Annotated in this window: 17 protein-coding genes; 5 read left to right on the top strand and 12 right to left on the bottom strand. The window is 69.5% G+C overall.

What is annotated here, in order from left to right; genetic code table 11:
* Positions 1–12 precede the first annotated feature (12 nt).
* The 3 genes from G4D83_RS27300 to G4D83_RS27310 form a co-directional block, all read right to left on the bottom strand.
* Positions 13–507 carry a PTS sugar transporter subunit IIA gene (locus G4D83_RS27300; RefSeq protein ID WP_163867772.1) on the bottom strand — a complete coding sequence of 165 codons (495 nt, stop codon included), beginning with the start codon at positions 505–507 and terminating at the stop codon, positions 13–15.
* A gap of 318 nt (positions 508–825) precedes the next feature.
* Entirely contained in the window at positions 826–1,320 is a 495-nt protein-coding gene (locus G4D83_RS27305; protein WP_163867773.1) for a PTS sugar transporter subunit IIA, read from the bottom strand.
* 80 nt (positions 1,321–1,400) lie between these two features.
* Positions 1,401–1,757 (bottom strand): hypothetical protein, encoded by a 357-nt coding sequence (locus G4D83_RS27310; protein ID WP_163867774.1) that lies wholly within the window; start codon positions 1,755–1,757, stop codon positions 1,401–1,403.
* Positions 1,758–1,986: 229 nt separating this feature from the next.
* On the opposite strand from G4D83_RS27310, the gene G4D83_RS27315 reads away from it, so the two are divergent.
* Together G4D83_RS27315 and G4D83_RS27320 are read left to right on the top strand one after the other, a co-directional pair.
* Positions 1,987–2,883, top strand: a complete 897-nt coding sequence (locus G4D83_RS27315) for a YncE family protein (protein WP_163867775.1) — start codon at positions 1,987–1,989, stop codon at positions 2,881–2,883.
* Positions 2,883–4,067 (top strand): hypothetical protein, encoded by a 1,185-nt coding sequence (locus G4D83_RS27320; protein WP_163867776.1) that lies wholly within the window; start codon positions 2,883–2,885, stop codon positions 4,065–4,067. Before G4D83_RS27315 ends, G4D83_RS27320 begins: the two co-directional genes overlap by 1 nt.
* A 90-nt stretch (positions 4,068–4,157) precedes the next feature.
* Here the strand turns inward: G4D83_RS27320 and G4D83_RS27325 are convergent, their stop codons facing one another.
* Positions 4,158–4,523 (bottom strand): hypothetical protein, encoded by a 366-nt coding sequence (locus tag G4D83_RS27325; protein ID WP_163867777.1) that lies wholly within the window; start codon positions 4,521–4,523, stop codon positions 4,158–4,160.
* A 148-nt stretch (positions 4,524–4,671) separates the two neighbouring features.
* Complete coding sequence (locus G4D83_RS27330) at positions 4,672–5,037, bottom strand: hypothetical protein (protein ID WP_163867778.1); 366 nt, start codon at positions 5,035–5,037, stop codon at positions 4,672–4,674.
* Positions 5,038–5,279: 242 nt separating this feature from the next.
* On the opposite strand from G4D83_RS27330, the gene G4D83_RS27335 reads away from it, so the two are divergent.
* Both G4D83_RS27335 and G4D83_RS27345 read left to right on the top strand, forming a co-directional pair.
* The gene (locus tag G4D83_RS27335) at positions 5,280–6,632 is read left to right on the top strand and encodes a sigma-54-dependent transcriptional regulator (RefSeq protein WP_163867835.1); all 1,353 of its coding nucleotides are present in this window, start codon (positions 5,280–5,282) and stop codon (positions 6,630–6,632) included.
* Positions 6,633–8,182: 1,550 nt separating this feature from the next.
* Positions 8,183–8,647 carry a hemerythrin domain-containing protein gene (locus G4D83_RS27345; RefSeq protein ID WP_163867780.1) on the top strand — a complete coding sequence of 155 codons (465 nt, stop codon included), beginning with the start codon at positions 8,183–8,185 and terminating at the stop codon, positions 8,645–8,647.
* A 54-nt stretch (positions 8,648–8,701) separates the two neighbouring features.
* Here the strand turns inward: G4D83_RS27345 and G4D83_RS27350 are convergent, their stop codons facing one another.
* From G4D83_RS27350 to G4D83_RS27380, 7 genes are all read right to left on the bottom strand, one after another.
* Positions 8,702–10,543 (bottom strand): HAMP domain-containing sensor histidine kinase, encoded by a 1,842-nt coding sequence (locus G4D83_RS27350; protein ID WP_163867781.1) that lies wholly within the window; start codon positions 10,541–10,543, stop codon positions 8,702–8,704.
* Complete coding sequence (locus G4D83_RS27355; protein WP_163867836.1) at positions 10,543–11,703, bottom strand: sensor protein KdpD; 1,161 nt, start codon at positions 11,701–11,703, stop codon at positions 10,543–10,545. Before G4D83_RS27355 ends, G4D83_RS27350 begins: the two co-directional genes overlap by 1 nt.
* An 82-nt stretch (positions 11,704–11,785) precedes the next feature.
* Positions 11,786–12,409 (bottom strand): potassium-transporting ATPase subunit KdpC, encoded by a 624-nt coding sequence (kdpC, locus tag G4D83_RS27360; protein ID WP_163867782.1) that lies wholly within the window; start codon positions 12,407–12,409, stop codon positions 11,786–11,788.
* A gap of 20 nt (positions 12,410–12,429) precedes the next feature.
* Positions 12,430–14,490 (bottom strand): potassium-transporting ATPase subunit KdpB, encoded by a 2,061-nt coding sequence (gene kdpB, locus G4D83_RS27365; protein WP_163867783.1) that lies wholly within the window; start codon positions 14,488–14,490, stop codon positions 12,430–12,432.
* 3 nt (positions 14,491–14,493) lie between these two features.
* Entirely contained in the window at positions 14,494–16,212 is a 1,719-nt protein-coding gene (kdpA, locus tag G4D83_RS27370) for a potassium-transporting ATPase subunit KdpA (protein WP_163867784.1), read from the bottom strand.
* Positions 16,213–16,222: 10 nt separating this feature from the next.
* The gene (gene kdpF, locus G4D83_RS27375) at positions 16,223–16,312 is read right to left on the bottom strand and encodes a K(+)-transporting ATPase subunit F (protein WP_141641721.1); all 90 of its coding nucleotides are present in this window, start codon (positions 16,310–16,312) and stop codon (positions 16,223–16,225) included.
* Between the two features lie 106 nt (positions 16,313–16,418).
* The gene (locus tag G4D83_RS27380; protein ID WP_163867785.1) at positions 16,419–17,555 is read right to left on the bottom strand and encodes a porin; all 1,137 of its coding nucleotides are present in this window, start codon (positions 17,553–17,555) and stop codon (positions 16,419–16,421) included.
* A 175-nt stretch (positions 17,556–17,730) separates the two neighbouring features.
* Between G4D83_RS27380 and G4D83_RS27385 the strand changes: the two genes are divergently transcribed.
* Positions 17,731–17,874, top strand: a complete 144-nt coding sequence (locus G4D83_RS27385) for a hypothetical protein (RefSeq protein ID WP_163867786.1) — start codon at positions 17,731–17,733, stop codon at positions 17,872–17,874.
* Positions 17,875–17,882: the final 8 nt, after the last annotated feature.

Below are 17,882 nucleotides of genomic sequence, written 5' to 3' on the forward strand. Positions count from 1 at the left end.
GCCACCCCACCCTCACCGGGCCAGGGCGACTTCGGACCGGTGATTCACGTGCGCGTCCTCGACGCACACAAGCAGCGCGCGCAGGGCCGATGGAGACGGCGCCGTCAGCAGCGCCTCGCGCAGCCGGGCGTTGCGCAACAGCGCGCCGATGCGCGCCAGCACGCTCAGGTGCAGCCCCGCCGTGTCCGGCGGCGACACCATGCCCACGAAGATGCGCCCTCGCTCACCATCGGGCTGGCCGAAGTCCACGCCCTGGGGATGGATTCCCACGCAGGTGACGATGCGCGGCACGCCGACGAGCCGACAGTGCGGCACCGCCACGCCCCCCACCATCGCCGTCGAGCCCAGTTGCTCGCGCGCCAGCAGATGCGACGCCAGCTCCTTGGGGGACACCCGCGCCCGGGCCGACATCAGCCCCGCCAGCTCATTCACCACCCCCACCCGCTCGCGCGCCTCCAACGTCAGGCGGACAGCTTCAACCTCCAGGAAATCAGTCCACCGCAGCATGGCTCACCTCCTCGGGCGCACCGCCACCTCCCGAGTCGGCGCAGAGATGTGTCCACCACCGCGATTCCGCATCCCTCTCCTGTCTTTCTTCGAGCCCACTACACACTTCTCTCTGGTTATTCGGGGTCAGTCGCTTCGACCCCGCCCCGCTCGCTTTTTCTCAACCTCGTCGAAGGCACTCCACCTCTCACCGCGTCATCGAGTGAGGACCGCGAGCGCACCGGGAATCGCGGCCCGCTCCACACGCCTCGCCAACCTCGGACCCGCTCGGGCCCATGTCCGCGCGAGACATCCGCCTTGCCCTCCAGGGCAGCCCCCTCACCGGGCGTGAGCGGGCTCGTTGGGAAGCGGCAGGTGCGCCTCCTCGGCGCTGACGAGCAGCGCGCGAATCGCCCCGGCGGAGGGCGCGGCCAGCAGCTCCGCCCTCAGCCGCGCATCGCTCAGCAGCGTCGCGATGCGGGAGAGCACGTTGAGGTGCAGCCCGGCCGTGTCCGGCGGCGACACCAGCCCCACGAAGATTCGCACCAGCCCGTCCTCGGGCGCGCCGAACGCCAGCCCGCTCCGGTGGATGCCCAGGCAGGTGACGATGCGCCCGGCGCGCGCATGGCGACAGTGCGGCACCGCGACGCCTCCCTCCATCGCCGTCGCGCCGAGCTGCTCGCGCGCCAGCAGGTGCACCGCCAGCTCCCGCTGGGGAACCCCCGCCCGGGCCGACATCAACCCCGCCAGCTCATGCAGCACCTCCACCCGGTCTCTCGCGTGCAGCGACAGGCGGATGGCCTCCACGTCCAGGAACTCGGTCCACCGCAACATGCCTTCCTCCCAGGGCGGGCACCACACCGCCCGCAACGCCACTCACTCGCGGGGCACCGGCGCGAAGCCCGCCGCGGCCCTCACCCCATCGCCGCCACACGCTCGCGCCCCGACAGGACGATGCATGCGGCCAGCACGCGCGCCGTGAAGGCATCCCGCTCGTCGTCGTCGAAGGCCCGCGCGAGCTGCTCGGGGTCGTCATCCAGGAACAGCGTGGAGCCCAGCCGGTCATACACATGCTCCAGCACGCCCCTGCAGCACGAGCACCGCCGAGCGCCATCCAAGGCATGTTCAGCACGCGCCCGGGCCTCGACCAGCCGCTCCACGCCCAGCAGCCGCACCGCCTTGAGCGGCGCCTCACCAGGCGACGGACCGACCTCCCCGGCGGCCAGCGCGTGGAACAACGGCAGTGACATCACGAAGCGGGGCAGCCACATGGGTCCTCCGTGCCGGGCCCTCATGACCCGCCGCACGCGCCCTCCCATCGCATCCGCCGTGCCACCTCCGCCCCGCGCCAGGGGCTCGGAATCCCGAGCCTTTTCCCCAGCGGCCTCCAACGGCACCGTGCAGACCGCAACCCGAAGCCCCGCGCGGCCCGGCACATCGCGAGGTCTCCTCCGTGCCCGCTCGCCTGCCCGCCCATCCGCTGTGGCATCCTGCGCGCCCATGAAGCCCCTCCACTCCGCCCTCCTCCTCTGCGCGCTCGTCTGCGCCTGCGACGACGACTCCGTCCCGAACACTCCGGACTCGGGCACCCAGGTCGACCGAGGCCCCCGCGCGATTCCCCTCGAAGGCGACCCCAACGGCCTGTTCTGGGACGCCACCACGCAGACGCTCTACATCGCCGACGACCAGAACCACCGGCTCCTCAAGTACCGCGATGGAGAAGGCGTCTCGGTGGCGGCCGCGCTGCCGGACGCGCCCGCCAACAGCCCCAACCTGGGCGAAGTGGTGCGCATGCAGGACGGCACCCTCGTCACCGTGCGCTTCGGCTTCGGCAACGCGGGCGCGGTGCTGTTCGTGCGTCCGGACGGCACCCCGGGCACCGTGCCGGGGCTCCCCATCAACCGCCGTCGCATCGGCCTCACGGTGACGAAGGACGGCCGGCTGCTCGACAGCTACTTCGTGCGCAACAACAACGTGAACGTGGGCTCGGTGGCGCACGTCACCCTGGAGGGCACCGAGACGGAGCTGGTGGGCGCGCTCCAGAAGCCCGTGGGCGTGCTGGCGGTGGAGGACTCGCTCTACATCTCCGACCAGGTGGCCGGGAAGGTGTACCGCTCCCCGCTGTCCAACCCCTCGGAGCTCACGACGCTCGCCACCATTCCGGAGCCGGACCTGCTGGCCCTGGGGCCCGGCGGCGCGCTGCTCACCGGCACGCGGCAGGGCACGGTGCTGCGCATCTCCACCACCGACGGCGCGACGTCCGCGCTGGCCACGGGCTACCAGCAGGTGCGCGGGCTCGCCTACGACGCCGTCAACCGCCGCATCTTCGCCGCGGACCACGACGACGACGAGACGAACGGCACCACGCACTTCCTCCAAATCATCCCGGTCGACTGATGCGCCCGACACCGTGGTTGTTGCTCTGGGGGCTGGCCTCCGCGCCGGCGCTCGCGGACGAGGCATGGCTTCGGCCGACGCTGGTGGGTGAGCTGGACTACCGCCAGCACGCCTCGGACGTGGAGGGTTTCGACGGCTTCACGCTCGCGCGCCTGCGCCTGGGCGCCGAGGCCCGTCCCCTTCCCTGGCTGGTGGCGCGCGGCGTGGCGGAGTGGGCCCAGGAGAAGCCCGCCCTCATCGACGCCTTCGTCGCGGTGACGGTGCTGCGGGACGTGCGGCTGTCGCTCGGCTTCAACAAGACGCCGCTGTTCCCCAGCGCGCACGACGAGCACCTGGAGGCCCGCGCCATCCCCGAGCTGTCGGGCCTGGCGCAGTCCTTCTGGCCTCGGCGTGACCTGGGGCTGGAGGCGCGGTGGACGCCGGCGAGCCTGCCGTTGGAGACCTGGGTGCGCGTGGGCAACGGCTCGCGCAGTCCGCTGGGCAATGACAACCAGCTGCCCGCGCTGGACGTGCGCGTGGACGGCAGGTGGGGTCGTTCGGCGGGAGTGCTGGAGTCCCCCTGGGGCGTGCGCGTGGGCGCGGGCGCGCATGTGGAGAGCGCCTATGACCGCGCGGGCATCGGCGGCATCGGACCGCAGGGCTTCGTCTACTACCGGCCGCCGCCCGTGAGCGGAACGCGCACCGTGACGGAGGCGCATGCGCGCGTCGACATGGGGCCGGTGCGAGTGGCCGCGGAGGCCGCCGCCGCGTGGGAGCGGCGCTCGCGCGACACGGATGGAAACCCGGGGACTCCGCGCGAGGCCTTGCCCGAGCTGAAGAGCCAGGGGGCGTCGCTGGAGGTGTCCTGGGTGGCCTGGGGAAGACCGCGCGACGACGGCCCCCTGTGGCCGCAGCCGAAGGACGATGTCTCCCAGTCCCTCCAGGCGCTGCGCGAGGGCCAGGTCCCCGAGGGCGCGCTGGAGGTGGCCGCGCGCGTCGAGCGACTGTGGCTGGGCCGAGGCGCCGCCGATGTGCAATCCGGTGGCGCGTCGAGCGCGGCGCTCGCCGTGCGCTGGTGGACCACGTCCTTCCTGGGCGTGGGCGTCGCGGGGTATCTGCAGCGCTACGACACGGCACCGCTCGAGGAGCCGGACCGTCGCGACTCATGGCTGGTGCTGGCGCGCACGACGGTGAGCTTCCACTGACGTGACGCCAGTGAGCGCCCCCCGCTCGTCACGTGCCGGGGGGCGCTGCTTCAGCGCGGGACAAGCCCATGCGGCGCGGGGCACGCCGATTCAGCGCAGGGCACGCCCGTGCAGTTGGGCCTGCTCGCGACACGCGCCCTGGCACTCGGGGAAGAGCAACAGGAAGCGGGCCTGCTCGCGGCAGCGCGGCACCAGCCCGGTGTGAAGAGGGGCCGAGCACAAACGCTGGAAGCTGGCCCACGCGTCATCGAACACGGCGGCACGGCTTTCGGGCTCCAGCGTCAGCACGGCGCGGCGCTCCGAGGCCAGCCAGCCGACCATGGCCGCCAGGGCCACTCCCAGCCCGAGCATCCACAGCAGGTCCTTCCACCAGGGACGCGCCAGGGAGGCGGGCTCCGGCTCGGTGACGGGGTCAGGGGAGGAGGACTCGACGGACAGGTGCGGATGAGGACGCATGACGGCGACTCCAGGGGCAAACCCCGTGCCGCGCGGTGGAGCAGGTCTTTCGAGGGACTCGAGCGCCTCGAAGCTCCGCGTCTGTTGCATCCAGCAAGCTCGCCCGCGCGAAGCCGTGCATCTCGCAAGCCTCTCCGAGTCGAAGGCTTCAGCGCACGGCGTTGCGCAGCACGGGCTCCAGCTCCTGACGGCACGCCTCGTCACACTCGGAGAAGCGGAGGATGAACTCCGCCTGCTTCTGGCAGCGCTGGAGGAGGCGGGGGCCGGCGTCGCCCAGGCACATGAGGTGGAAGCTGTCGCGCGTCTCCTGGAAGAGGGCTTCGCGCTGGGCGGGGGACATGGCGTTGATGGCGCGGTTCTCTCCGCCCTGGAGATAGCCCCACACGACGGCGAGCACCGCCAGCACGACGCCCAGCGTCACGGCCTGGCGGACGCGCTTCTGGTTGCGGGTGGGGGGCCTGTCACGGGTGAAGATGTTGTCCTCGGCACCCTCGTCGTTCCCGTTCAAACCCATAGGCCCCTGTTCCACCGCAAACCGGGGACCAACGCCAGCATTGGTTGCGTCCGGTGTGTTGCAGCCTGCACGAAAGGGCCGGGTCCAGGTTGCGGACCGCACGACAGGGGTGGCGGGGGCGGCGTGGAAGTCCCCGTGAGGACTCGCGTCGTGCGGGACGCACGGCGGGGCTCGGGTGATGCACTTAGGATTGACGCATGGACGCAAGGCAGGAGCAGGGCCCCGTTTCAGGGGAGCGCCCGATGCGGGTGCTGGTGGTGGACGACGAGCGCAACATCCGCCACACGCTGAGGGTGTGCCTGGAGGGGTTCGGTTGCGAGGTGCGCGAGGCGGCCACGCCCGAGGCGGCGCTGGCGGCGCTCGCCCAGGGGCCGGCCGACCTGGCCTTCGTCGACCTGCGGCTGGGCACCGCGAGTGGATTGGATTTGCTGCCGAGGCTGCTCGCCGAGTCGCCCAACCTGGACGTGGTGCTCATCACCGCGTACGCGACGTTCGACACGGCGGTGGAGGCGGTGCGGCGGGGGGCGCGGGACTACCTGCCCAAGCCCTTCACGCCGGCGCAGATACGACATGTGCTGGACCGCTCCAGGGAGCACCGTGCGCTGTCCTCGCAGTTGGAGAGCCTGGAGGGACAGCTCGCGCAGGCGGTGCCGGAGGCGACGCTGGAGACCAGCTCGCCGGTGATGCACGCGGCGATTGGACTGGTCTCCCGCGCGGCGACCTCGGATGCGGCGGTGCTGCTGCGCGGCGAGAGCGGCACGGGCAAGGGGGTGCTCGCGAGGGCGTTGCACTCGATGAGCGCGCGGCGGCGGAGGCCGTTCGTCACGGTGAACTGTCCGACGCTGTCGGAGCAGCTCCTGGCGAGCGAGCTGTTCGGCCACGTGCGCGGGGCCTTCACGGGGGCGGTGAAGGACCAGCCAGGGCGGGTGGAGCAGGCGGAGGGGGGAACCCTGTTCCTGGATGAAATCGCGGAGATGAGCCCGTCGCTCCAGGCGCAGTTGCTGCGGTTCCTGCAGGAGAAGCAGTTCGAGCGGCTGGGTGAGGGCCGCACGCGCAAGGCGGACGTGCGCGTGGTGGCGGCGACGAATCGGGACTTGGAGAAGGACGTGGCGGAGGGGCGGTTCCGCGAGGACCTGCTCTACCGGCTCAACGTCATCGAGGTGAAGCTGCCGTCGCTGCGGGAGCGGCCGGAGGATTTGTTGTCGCTGGCGAGGCGCTTCGTGGCGTTCTTCGCGAAGGCGGCGCAGCGGCTGACGACGCCGGAGTTGTCGCCCGCGACGGAGAAGATGCTGTTGGCGTATCCGTGGCCGGGCAACGTGCGAGAGCTGCGCAACGCGGTGGAGCGAGCGCTCATCGTGTGGCCGGCGGGGGTGTTGGAGCCGCAGGCGTTTCCGGAGCGAATCGCCGCGGCGGCGGGCTCGGTGGTGACGCTGGGGGGGCCGCACACGCTGGAAGAAGTGGAGCGCGAGCACACCCTGCGAGTGATGACGTCCGCGCCGACGCTGGACGAAGCGGCGAAGGTGCTGGGCATCGACGCGTCCACGCTGTGGCGCAAGCGCAAGAAGTACGAGTCAGGAGGCAAGGGCGAGGGCTGAGAGACGCGCTGCCGCGCGCCTCCGCCGATGCCCATCAATCGAACGGCTCACCCAGCCATCAACGAAGTGCGCGGCAGCGCGGAAGGACAAGCGAAAGCACAGCGAGAAAACCCTGTCGGGAATGCGCTTCTTTGACAGCGGAGCTCATCCAACACAAACAAACTGAACGCTATAGTTCGGCCCTCCTGAATACTCGATGGGGCCGAAACCAGTCGCAAAGCCTCGGGCCTTGCAATAGCGGCTGACGGCGGCATTGCAGGCCGCGGAGTATCCAAATACAGGCCCAGAGGTAATGATGGTCGAGGTCGTGCAGGAACTAAAACTCGCCGTGAGTGCCGAGACATAATCATTGTAGACCGTGACACCTGGACCCGCGAAACCCCTGTCACCCTTGGGTCCCTGCGCGCCGGTGTCTCCCTTCAGTCCTGGCGCCCCGACTTTGCCTTGGGCTCCCACGTCACCTTTTGCTCCCTGAGGCCCCTGGGAGCCCGTATCTCCCTTGAGCCCCTGAGGCCCGACCGCACCAGGAGCTCCGTCCAGGCCGGGAGCCCCAGGAGGACCCGCATCTCCCTTCGGCCCTGCCGGCCCCACCGTTCCGATGGCGACGTTGAAACGGTCATAGCCAGTTGCCGCGGGGTCCTTTGCTGTCACAGTCAGGAGGTAGCTACCAGGGAGGGCCGCAACCGGCGCGGGGAGTTGCGCCACAACCGTCGTCGCACTGTTGCTCATGACCGTGAGCCCAAAGCCAGCGAGGCTGACTCCTGGCTCGGCGGCGCCGAAGTTCTGACCGGAGATGGTGAGCTGTTCTTGCTCCAAATCGACGGTGACACTGGTGATGAACAGGGGTGCTGGCTGGGCGCTACCGACAACTGGGATTGTCGCGAGGGCTAACAGGAGGCAAAGCATCATCCGTCGATGGATTCTCATCTGGGCACCTGGGGGATATGGGGGTACCACTACCGCGCATGCAAGGGTACTCGCGCCTTGCCTGCATGGCAATGATTGTCCATGGCCCGCGCCTGCCCGAAAAAGCAGACACTGCCCCGAGGCCCTCGAGTCCCTTTGCCAGGAAGTCCAGGCACGCTTCGGCAAACTTCACGGCAAGGCGACGTTGCCAGGCATCAGGGTTCGAGGCCCATCCGCGTCCCAGAGAGGACCCGCGTGTCACCTGACCAGTCCTCGGTCAGCCCACGGAGGGATGTTCCACCTCACCGGATGGCGGCATCCCGGGCGACGATGGTGGCACTCCGTCCAAATCAGGCTGCGACACCACCTCGGCGCCACTCCTCGGAGCACTCATGCTCCTGCTGGGAGCTCGACGCCTTCGCCAGCGCTCACGAGCCTGAACGAGCAAGCCACAGTCCTTCCTTCCTCCTGACCGCCTGCCCACGAGTCGCGCCTGGCCGAGCCCCCATTGAAGCGCTCCCCTCCCCGCTCCCTCACGGCGGACATGGCGAGGGAGAAAGCGCGCCCATGCCTGTGATTGCCACGACCCGCATGCATGCGGACCGTTGTGCGGCGACCCCACCGACACAACAAGGAGCGCACCCGTGGACGTCATCGACCTCTTGATTCAACAGCACCGCGAAGTCGACGCCTTGTTCCTGGCGTTCCGCAACGCCTCGGACGACGAGAGCCGCAAGGAGCTCTGCATCCAGCTCGCGGAGGCCCTCATGCTGCACACCACCATCGAGGAGCGCTGGGTCTACCCCAACGCCACGCGCATCGTGGGCGACGAGAAAATCGAACAGGCCGAGGAAGACCATCAGGAGATGACGACGCTCCTGGGCGACATCGTCCGCCTGCGCGACGACATGAACGCCATGAAGACCAAGGTCGACTCGCTGGAGCGAGTGGTGAAGCGCCACATCGCCGACGAGGAGCAGAACATCCTCCCGCAGGTCGCGAAGAAGATCACCGAGAAGGAGATCGGCATGTCCTGCAAGGACCTCGTCCGCGAGGCCTCCAAGATTCGCCGTGAGGAGATGAAGGACTGGGGCGAAGCCTCCGTGTGACGCCGCGGGCAGACCTCCCGCCCGAGCGTCCCACGCGGAGCACGGGCGGGAGCGTCACGCCGACTCCACCACCGTCGGCTGCGGCAGCGTGAACCAGAACGTGCTCCCACGCCCCGGAGCGCTCACCACGCCCAGCTCGCCGCCGTGCGCCTGGACGACTTCCTTCGCGATGGACAACCCCAGCCCCGCGCCCCCCACGGGTGCCCCGGGCGCGCGGTAGAACTTCTCGAAGATGCGTCCCTGCTGCTCCGGCGCGATGCCTTCTCCCGTGTCACGCACCTCGAAGCGCACGCGCGTCCCCTCGCGAGCCACCCGCACCTCCACCTCTCCTCCCGCGGGCGTGTGCTTCACCCCGTTGCCCACCAGGTTTCCCAGCACCAACCCCAGCCGGTCCGGGTCCACGTCCACCGACTCCACGTCCATCCCCACCTGCTTCGCCAGTCGCACCCCGCGCTCCCCCGCCGCCGCGCGCTGCGAGTCCAGCGCCGCGTCCACCAGTTCCGCCGGGGACACCCGCCGCACCTCCAACCGGAGCTGCCCCGCCTGGATGCGAGACAAGTCCAGCAGGTCGTCGACGATGCCCTGCAAGCGCTCGCAGTCCTCGCGCGCCGCGAACAACAGGTCCGCCTGCTTCTCCGTCACCGCGCCGACCATGCCCTCGGCCACCAGATGCACCGCCATGCGCAGCGACGTCAGCGGCGTGCGGAACTCATGCGCCACCGTGGCCACCAAATCGTTCTTCAGCTCGTCGAAGCGCCGCAGCCGCGTCACGTCCTGGAGAATCACCGTGGCGCCCACCACCTCGCCCGTCTCTCCGTACACCGGACTCCCACGAGGCAGGAGCCACCGGTCGCCCTCCGCCAATTCCACGCGCACCGCCTCCTCGTAACCCCGAGGCTGATACGCACCCTTGCCGCCCAGCACGTGGCCCCGCACGCGCTCCACCACCTCGCGCGCCTCCGGCACCACCCGGCCCAGCACGTCCCCGCCTCCCTCCAGCGACAGCTTCAGCACGTCCTCCGCCGAGCGGTTGACGTTGAGCAACACCCCATCCGCGCCGAACACGACCACCGGGTCCGGGAGGCTGTCGATGGTCGCCTGCGACGCGGCCTGCGCCTGGAGCAGCTCGCCCAGGCTGCTCTGGCGATACTGCTGGAGCGCCTCCGCCATCGAGTTGAAGTCCTGTCCGAGCTGCGCGATTTCATCCTTCCCCTCCACCACCGCGCGCACCGCGTAGTCCCCTCGGCCCAGTCGCCGCACCGCCTGCGACAACACCGACACCGGCCGCAGCGCGCGATGCGTGAGGGTCGTGGAGGCGAACAACCCCACGCCGAACGCCGCGAGCACCGCCAGCACCATCAGCGTGTTGACCCTGTCGCTCTGCCGCCGAAGCTCCTCGCTCTTGTGCACCATCGCGTCCTGGTTGAGCGCCAGCACGGCGGACGCCGCGTCCTTCACCTCGCGGAAGGCGGGCTCGATGCTCCGGAAGTACACCGCCTTGCGCTCCACCTCCGACGACTGCGTGAGGAACCCGTCATACGCCGTCTGATAGCGCTCCCAACCCACGCGCAGCCGATGGGTGGACTCGGCCTCGCCTGGCTCGGTGACGTTGCTTTCTTGAAGGCGCAGCTCCGACTCCAGCCCCTGACGCTGTGCGGCCTGCTGCGCCTGTCCCCGCTCCAGTTCGCCCGCGACGATGAAGAGGGCGGCGCTGTCCATCCGCTCCAGTTGCTCGGTCATCCGCTGCGCGGCGAGCACGCTGCGATAGTTGTCCTGGAGGATGCGCTGCCCGGAGCGCCCCAGTCGCGCCAGCGTGATGACGGCCATCACCCCCACCAGCACCAGCGCGAGCGCCAGCGGAGCCTGGGCCAACAGCAATCTCAGCCGCAGCGTCATCAGCGCTTCTCCTCATGCGCGGCGTCGAAGGACACGACGTGGATGTCGAAGCCCTCGCCCTCGCGCAGCAGCCTCACGTCCGACGCTCGTCCCAGCGCCCGCTTCCACCACGGCTGATGCGAGCGGCCCACCATGATGTGGCCCACGCCATGCGAGCGCGCGAAGTCGAGAATCGCCTCCACCGGGTCCCTCGAGCGCAGCCGCACCACCTCCGCGCCCAGCTCCTTCGCCTTCTCGATGTTCGCGAGCAGGTGCCGCTGCGCCTCCGCGTCGATGAGGTGCGGCGCCTCGCGCGGCGTTTCCACGTACACCACGAACCAGTCCGTGTTCAGCCGGCCCGCCATGCGCGAGCCCCGGCGAAGCAGCGTCGCCGCGCGCGGCGGGTAGCTCGACAGCGCCACCAGCACCCGTCCCCACGCCGCGCCCTTCTGCGAGCCCTCATCCCCCGTTCGCGAGGGGAGCCCCGAAGTCGCCCGGTCCAGGCTCTCCGCCACCTCGCGCAGCGCCAGCTCGCGCAGCGTGGACAGGTTCTCCTCCTTGAAGAAGCGCTCCAGGGCGTGCGGCACCTTGTCCTCCGCGTAGATCTTCCCCGCCTTCAAGCGCTCGTGCAGGTCCTCCACCGCCAGGTCCAGATTCACCACCTGGTCAGCGCCCTTCAGGAAGCTGTCCGGGAGCGTCTCGCGCACAGTGACGCCGGTGGTGCGCTCCACCAGGTCATTGAGGCTCTCCAGGTGTTGCACGTTGAAGGCGCCGATGACGTTGATGCCCGCGTCGAGCAGCTCCTGCACGTCCTGGTAGCGCTTGCGGTGCCGGCACACCGGCAGGTTGGTGTGGGCCAGCTCGTCCACCACCGCCACCTGGGGCTTGCGCGCCAACACCGCGTCCAGGTCCATCTCCTCCACGGTGACGTCGCGGTACGTGTGCGCCTTGCGAGGCACCACCTCCAGCCCGGCGACGAGGGCCTCGGTCTCCTTGCGGCCGTGCGTCTCCACGAAGCCGAGCACCACGTCCACGCCCCGCCGCTTCAGCGCGTGAGCTTCCTCCAGCATGCGGTACGTCTTCCCCACGCCGGCCGCGAAGCCGATGTAGAGCTTGAGCCGACCGCGCCGGCCCCGCTCCACCAATTCCAGGAAGTCCTCCGCGCGCGAGCGTCGCGTCATCGTCACCCTCGGACCTCCACCGTGGAGGCGCGAGCGACAATGCCCGCGCCTCCCCACGAATGCATGAGGAGAATGGACCGCGTCACTCGGGAGCCACCGCGCCCATCGGCTGCGAGGGCTCCGACGCGAGCCGGCCGAACTGCCGGTCCATCGCCAGGTTCAGCAGCAGCACGTTGACTCGAGGCTCACCCAGCACGCCGAGCGTCCGTCCCTCCACGTGCGAGGCCACCACCGCGAGCACCCGCTCCGGAGCCACACCGCGAGCCTTCGCCACGCGCGGCGCCTGCCAGCGCACCGCCTCCGGTGACAGGTGCGGGTCCAACCCCGATGCCGACGTGGTGACCAGTTCCCCGGGCACGAGCCCTGGCGCGTCCGGATTCTCCCGGCGCAGGCGCTCGACGTCCGCCGTGACGCGCTCCTGGAGCTTGCGCGACGTCGGCCCCAGGTTGCTGCCCGAGGACGCCGCCGCGTCGTAGCCCGCCCCCGCCGCCGAGGGACGCGGCTGGAAGTAGCCGCCCTGCGTGAAGCCCTGACCAATCAGGGCGCTGCCCACCACGCGGCCCTGCTCGTCCTTCACGAGCGAGCCCTGGGCCTCGGAGGGAAACAGGAGCTGCGCCACGCCGGTGACGGCGAGCGGGTACAGCACGCCGGTGAGCACCAGCGTGACGACGCAGGCGCGCAGGGCGGTGAGAAGAGTGGAGACCATGATGTGAAGTCCTTTCACGTTCAGGACAGGCCCACGGCCGTGAGCAACACGTCCAGGGCCTTGATGCCGACAAAGGGAACGATGACGCCGCCCAGCCCGTAGATGAGCAGGCTGCGCCGCAACAGGGCCGCCGCGCCGAGCGGGCGGTAGCGCACGCCGCGCAACGCCAGGGGAATCAGCGCGATGATGATGAGCGCGTTGAAGATGACCGCCGCCAGAATCGCGCTGTAGGGCGACGACAAGCCCATCACATTGAGCGGCGCAATCTGGGGGAAGACCCCCATGAACAACGCGGGGAGGATGGCGAAGTACTTCGCCACGTCGTTGGCGATGGAGAACGTCGTCAACGTGCCGCGCGTCATCAGGAGCTGCTTGCCCACCTCCACCACCTCCAGCAGCTTGGTGGGGTTGGAGTCGAGGTCCACCATGTTCCCCGCCTCCTTCGCCGCCTGCGTGCCGGTGTTCATCGCCACGCCGACGTCGGCCTGGGCCAGCGCGGGCGCGTCGTTGGTGCCGTCGCCCGTCATCGCCACCAGCTTGCCCTTGCCCTGCTCGGTGCGGATGAGCGCCAGCTTGGCCTCGGGCGTCGCCTCCGCGAGGAAGTCATCCACCCCCGCCTCGCGCGCGATCGCCGCCGCCGTGCGCGGGTTGTCGCCGGTAATCATCACCGTGCGGATGCCCATGGCCCGGAAGCGGTCGAAGCGCTCCTTGATGCCGCCCTTCACCACGTCCTTCAGATGGACGATGCCGAGCAGCCGCGCCCCCTCCGCCACCGCCAGCGGAGTCCCACCCGCGTCACCGATGCGACCCGACGCCACGGCGAGGTCCTCCGGCACCGCGCCACCCTGCGCCTGCACGTGTTTGACGATGGCATCCACCGCGCCCTTGCGGATGCTCCGGGGCTTCGGGTCCACCAGGTCGCATCCGCTCATGCGCGTCTGCGCGGTGAACGGGACGAACGTCGCCTGATGCGCCAGCAGCTCGCGCGGACGCATCTTGTACGTGTCCTTCACCAGCGTGACGATGGAGCGCCCCTCGGGCGTCTCGTCCGCCAGGCTCGCGAGCTGCGCTGCCTCCGCCAGGTCCTCCATGCGCACGCCCGGCATCGGCAACAGCTCCGTCGCCATGCGGTTGCCCAGCGTAATCGTGCCCGTCTTGTCGAGCAGCAGCGTGTCCACGTCTCCCGCCGCCTCCACCGCGCGGCCACTCATGGCCAGCACGTTCTTGCGCAACAGCCGGTCCATGCCGGCGATGCCGATGGCGCTCAACAGGCCGCCAATCGTCGTGGGGATGAGGCACACCAGGAGCGCCACCACGGCCGTGCCCGACAGCGGCACCCCGGAGTAGAGCGCCAGCGGCACCAGCGACACACACGCCAGCAGGAACACCACCGTCAGGCCCACCAGCAGGATGTGCAGCGCAATCTCGTTCGGCGTCTTCTGCCGCGCCGCGCCCTCCACCAGTCCAATCATCCGGTCCAGGAAGGACTCGCCCGGGTTGACGGCGATGCGCACGACGATTCGGTCCGACAGCACCTTGGTGCCACCCGTCACCGCCGAGCGGTCTCCACCGGACTCGCGAATCACCGGCGCGGACTCGCCCGTAATCGCGGACTCGTCCACGCTGGCGATGCCCTCCACCACTTCACCATCACCGGGGATGAGGTCGCTCGCCTCGCAGACCACCAGGTCACCCTTGCGCAGGTCAGACGCGGGCACCCGCTCCTCGCGACCTTCCGTCAGTTTCCGCGCGGTGGTGTCCTTGCGCATCTTGCGCAGCGCACCGGCCTGGGCCTTGCCACGGCCCTCCGCCACGGCCTCCGCGAAGTTGGCGAACAACACGGTGAACCACAGCCACAGCGCCACCGCCACGGTGAACCACAGCGGCGCGCCATCGGTGTGCGGCGAGACGAGGTCCTTCACCACGAACACCGTGGTGAGCAGGCTGCCCGCCCACACCACGAACATGACGGGGTTGCGCGCCACGTCGCGCGGGTGGAGCTTCTTCAGACTGTCCAGCAGCGCGGGCTTCAACAGGGACGCGTCGAGGAGTGACGCCGGTTTGGAAGATGCGGAGCTCATGGCTCAGTAGACCTTTCCGGCCCCGGCGAGGAAGTGCTCGACGATGGGGCTGAGGGAGAGCGCGGGGAAGAAGGTGAGCGCACCGACAATGACGACGATGCTCACCAGCAGGCCGGTGAACAGGGCGCCATTCGTCGGGAAGGTGCCCGGTCCGGCCGGCACCACCTTCTTGCCCACCATGGAGCCGGCGATGGCCAGCGCGGGGATAATCATCAGGAAGCGCCCGCCGAGCATGGCCAGCCCCAACGAGAGGTTCCAGAACGGCGTGTTCGCATTCAAGCCCGCGAACGCGCTGCCATTGTTCGCCGTGCCGCTGGTGAACGCGTAGAGAATCTCCGTCAGGCCGTGCGGCCCCGCGTTGTTGAGCGAGGACACCCCCTGCGGGAGCACCGCCGCCACTCCGGACATCCCCAGGATGAACACCGGGAAGATGAGCACGTAGAGCATCGCGAGCTTCATCTCCTTCGCTTCAATCTTCTTGCCCAGGTACTCGGGCGTGCGGCCCACCATCAGTCCGGCGATGAAGACGGACAGCACCACCATGATGAGGATGCCGTAGAGGCCCGCCCCCACTCCGCCGAAGATGACCTCGCCCAACTGCATGTTGACCAGCGGCACCAGCCCGCCCAGCGGGTTGAAGCTGTCGTGCATGGAGTTGACGGCGCCGCACGACGCATCCGTGGTGACGGTGGCGAAGAGGGCGGACGCGGTGACGCCGTAGCGCACCTCCTTGCCCTCCAGGTTGCCCACCTGCGCCACGTGCGCGGAGGCCACGGCGGCGTTGGGCTGGGACTCGGCGGCGTACGCGGCGGTGACACCCGCGAGGAAGAGCACGGACATGGCCGCGAAGAGGGCCCAGCCCTGCCTGGTGTCCCCCGTCATCTTCCCGTACGTGTACGTCAGCGCGGAGGGGATGCAGAAGATGAGCAGCATCTGCACCAGGTTGGTGAGCGGCGTCGGGTTCTCGAAGGGGTGCGCGCTGTTGGCGTTGAAGAAGCCACCGCCGTTGGTGCCCAGCATCTTGATGGCCTCCTGCGAGGCCACCGGACCCATGGCGAGCGTCTGCTTCGCGCCCTCCAGCGTCGTCAGCGCGGGGTACGCCGAGAAGTTCTGCAGGACACCCTGCGAGACGAAGAACAGGGCGACGACGAAGCACAGCGGCAAGAGCACGTAGAGCGTGCCGCGCACCACATCCACCCAGAAGTTGCCCAGCGTCCTGGCGCCCTCGGGCCCCGCGCGCCGGGTGAAGCCTCGCGCCAGCGCCAGCGCCACGCCGAGCCCGGCCGCCGCGGAGACGAAGTTCTGCCACGCCAGCCCCGCCATCTGCGTGAGGTAGCTCAGGGTGGACTCACCGGCGTACGCCTGCCAGTTGGTGTTGGTGACGAAGCTGGCCGCCGTGTTGAACGACAGCTCCGGCCCCACCGCGCCCTGGCCCTGGGGGTTGAGCGGCAGCACGTGCTGCGCGCGCTGGAGTCCATAGAGGATGAGCACGCCCAGCACGCTGAAGGCGAGCAGCGCGCCGCAGTACTCCACCCACGTCTGCTCACGCCGGGCGCCAGCGCCCGTCAGCCGCAGGAGCACGCGCTCCACGGGGCCGAGCACACGCGGCAACGGCTGCGTGTCCCCTTCGAAGACACGGAAGAGATAGAGGCCCAGCGGCTTCGTCAGCGCGAGCAGCAGGGCGAAGAACAACACAATCTGCGACCAACCGATGAGGGTCATGGCGGAGTCCCTAGAAGCGCTCGGGACGGAGCAGGGCGTAGACGAGGTAGGCGGTGAGCAGCACGGCGAGCACGGCGCCAGCGGCGTATTCGAAAGTCATCGGGGGGACCTCACAGGTGCTCGCAGCCGTGGGCGTAGCCCCACGCGAGCGCGAAGAAACCAAGGGTGACGAAGAGGAGGACGACATCCATGAATGGGCTCCGGACTCAGAAGTACGCGGTGGCTCCGAGGACGATGAGCGTCTCGGAGTCCTTCAGAACGGGCGTGCCTTCGTCGGTGGTGGCGCGGCTGGCGAAGACGTCCGCCGTCGAGCGGTCATGCCGCGCCTCCAGTTTGAGGGTGAGGTGCTCCACGGGCTTCACCTCGAGGGTGAGCGTGGCGCCCGACAGCGTCTGCTCCACGCCCGTCATCAGCCCGTCGGCGTCGCGATACGCCTCCACTCGCGCGGCCAGCGCCACGGGCCTGGTGAGCTGGACGCGAGCGTTGAGGCCCGCCGCGTACCAGACCGCGCGGTCCGCGCCGGGAATCCGCTGGGTGCCCGCGTCCACGGTGGCCGCGAGCTTGAAGGACTCCGTCACGGCATACGTCGCCACCGCGTCCGCGAAGAGCCTCAAGCCGTCGTCACCCTCGGGGCCTTCGCTGCCGATGAAGGTGTTGAAGGACGCGGACAACCGGTCGCCCGAGTAGGCCACTTGCGTGCCCATCGCGAGGCCCCGGTTGTTGTCACCGATGGTCTGCCAGCCATTGAGGAGTTGGAGCTGCACGCTCCACGCGTCGTCCAGTGCCCAGGTGCCCTTGAGGCCCGTCTGGTAGTAGGGCGACAGCTCGCCCATCCATGAGCGCGTGTACGTCCAGTTGAGCTGCGATTGGAAGGATTCCAGCCCGATGTGGCTCGGATAGAGCCCGGCCTCCAGCGTCAGCGGCCCGGTGGCGAAGGACAGGGAGGCCTGCTGCACATAGCGCCACACGTCTGGGCCCGTGGCGACTCCCTCGGGCTCGGCCGCGTGGACCACCTCCGCGCCGGTGCCGAAGCCCAGCAGCACCTTGAAGCCCACGGGCTCTGGCGCCACGCTCACGCCGATGGAGGCCAGGTTGATGGCCACCTCGCTGTCGCGCTTCGCGGTGGTGCCGGTGCCGGGGATGAAGTTCGCCGAGTTCGCGGGCCGGTTGAAGTCGTGGCCGAAGTACACGTCGACGCCTCCCTCGGGCTTGAGCCGGGAGAAGAAGCCAGGGGCCTCTGCTTCGGCCCCGGTATCCGTGGGTCCTTGATGAGGTGGCGAGGAGGCGTCGGCCTGCTGGAGCAGCAGGGAGAGCAAAACGGGAGGCGTGGTGAGAGGCCACATAGAGGTGTGCCCCCCTAGAGCACCGCTCGTACCAATCCACTCCTTCGAGGACCCTAGAGGTTCCAGGGGGTTGCGGACAGCTCCGACGGGAGCGGATTGCAACCTGCACGACAGGCCCCTCTGCGTCGTGCACGTTGAGCGCCTTGTCACTCAGGCGACATGTCCCGGGCCCACGTTGGACCCGAGCCCACGTCATCACCATGCGCGCGGCGGCACCACGTCGGAAGACGGCTTCCAGGGCGGCCCCACCGAGGGCTTCACCGTGGACTCACGCCGCGAGCAGACCCTGCTGCTCGTCGCCGCGAACTTCAGGCTCTGAGCGCACGC

This window comes from Myxococcus eversor (assembly GCF_010894455.1).
Lineage (GTDB): Bacteria > Myxococcota > Myxococcia > Myxococcales > Myxococcaceae > Myxococcus > Myxococcus eversor.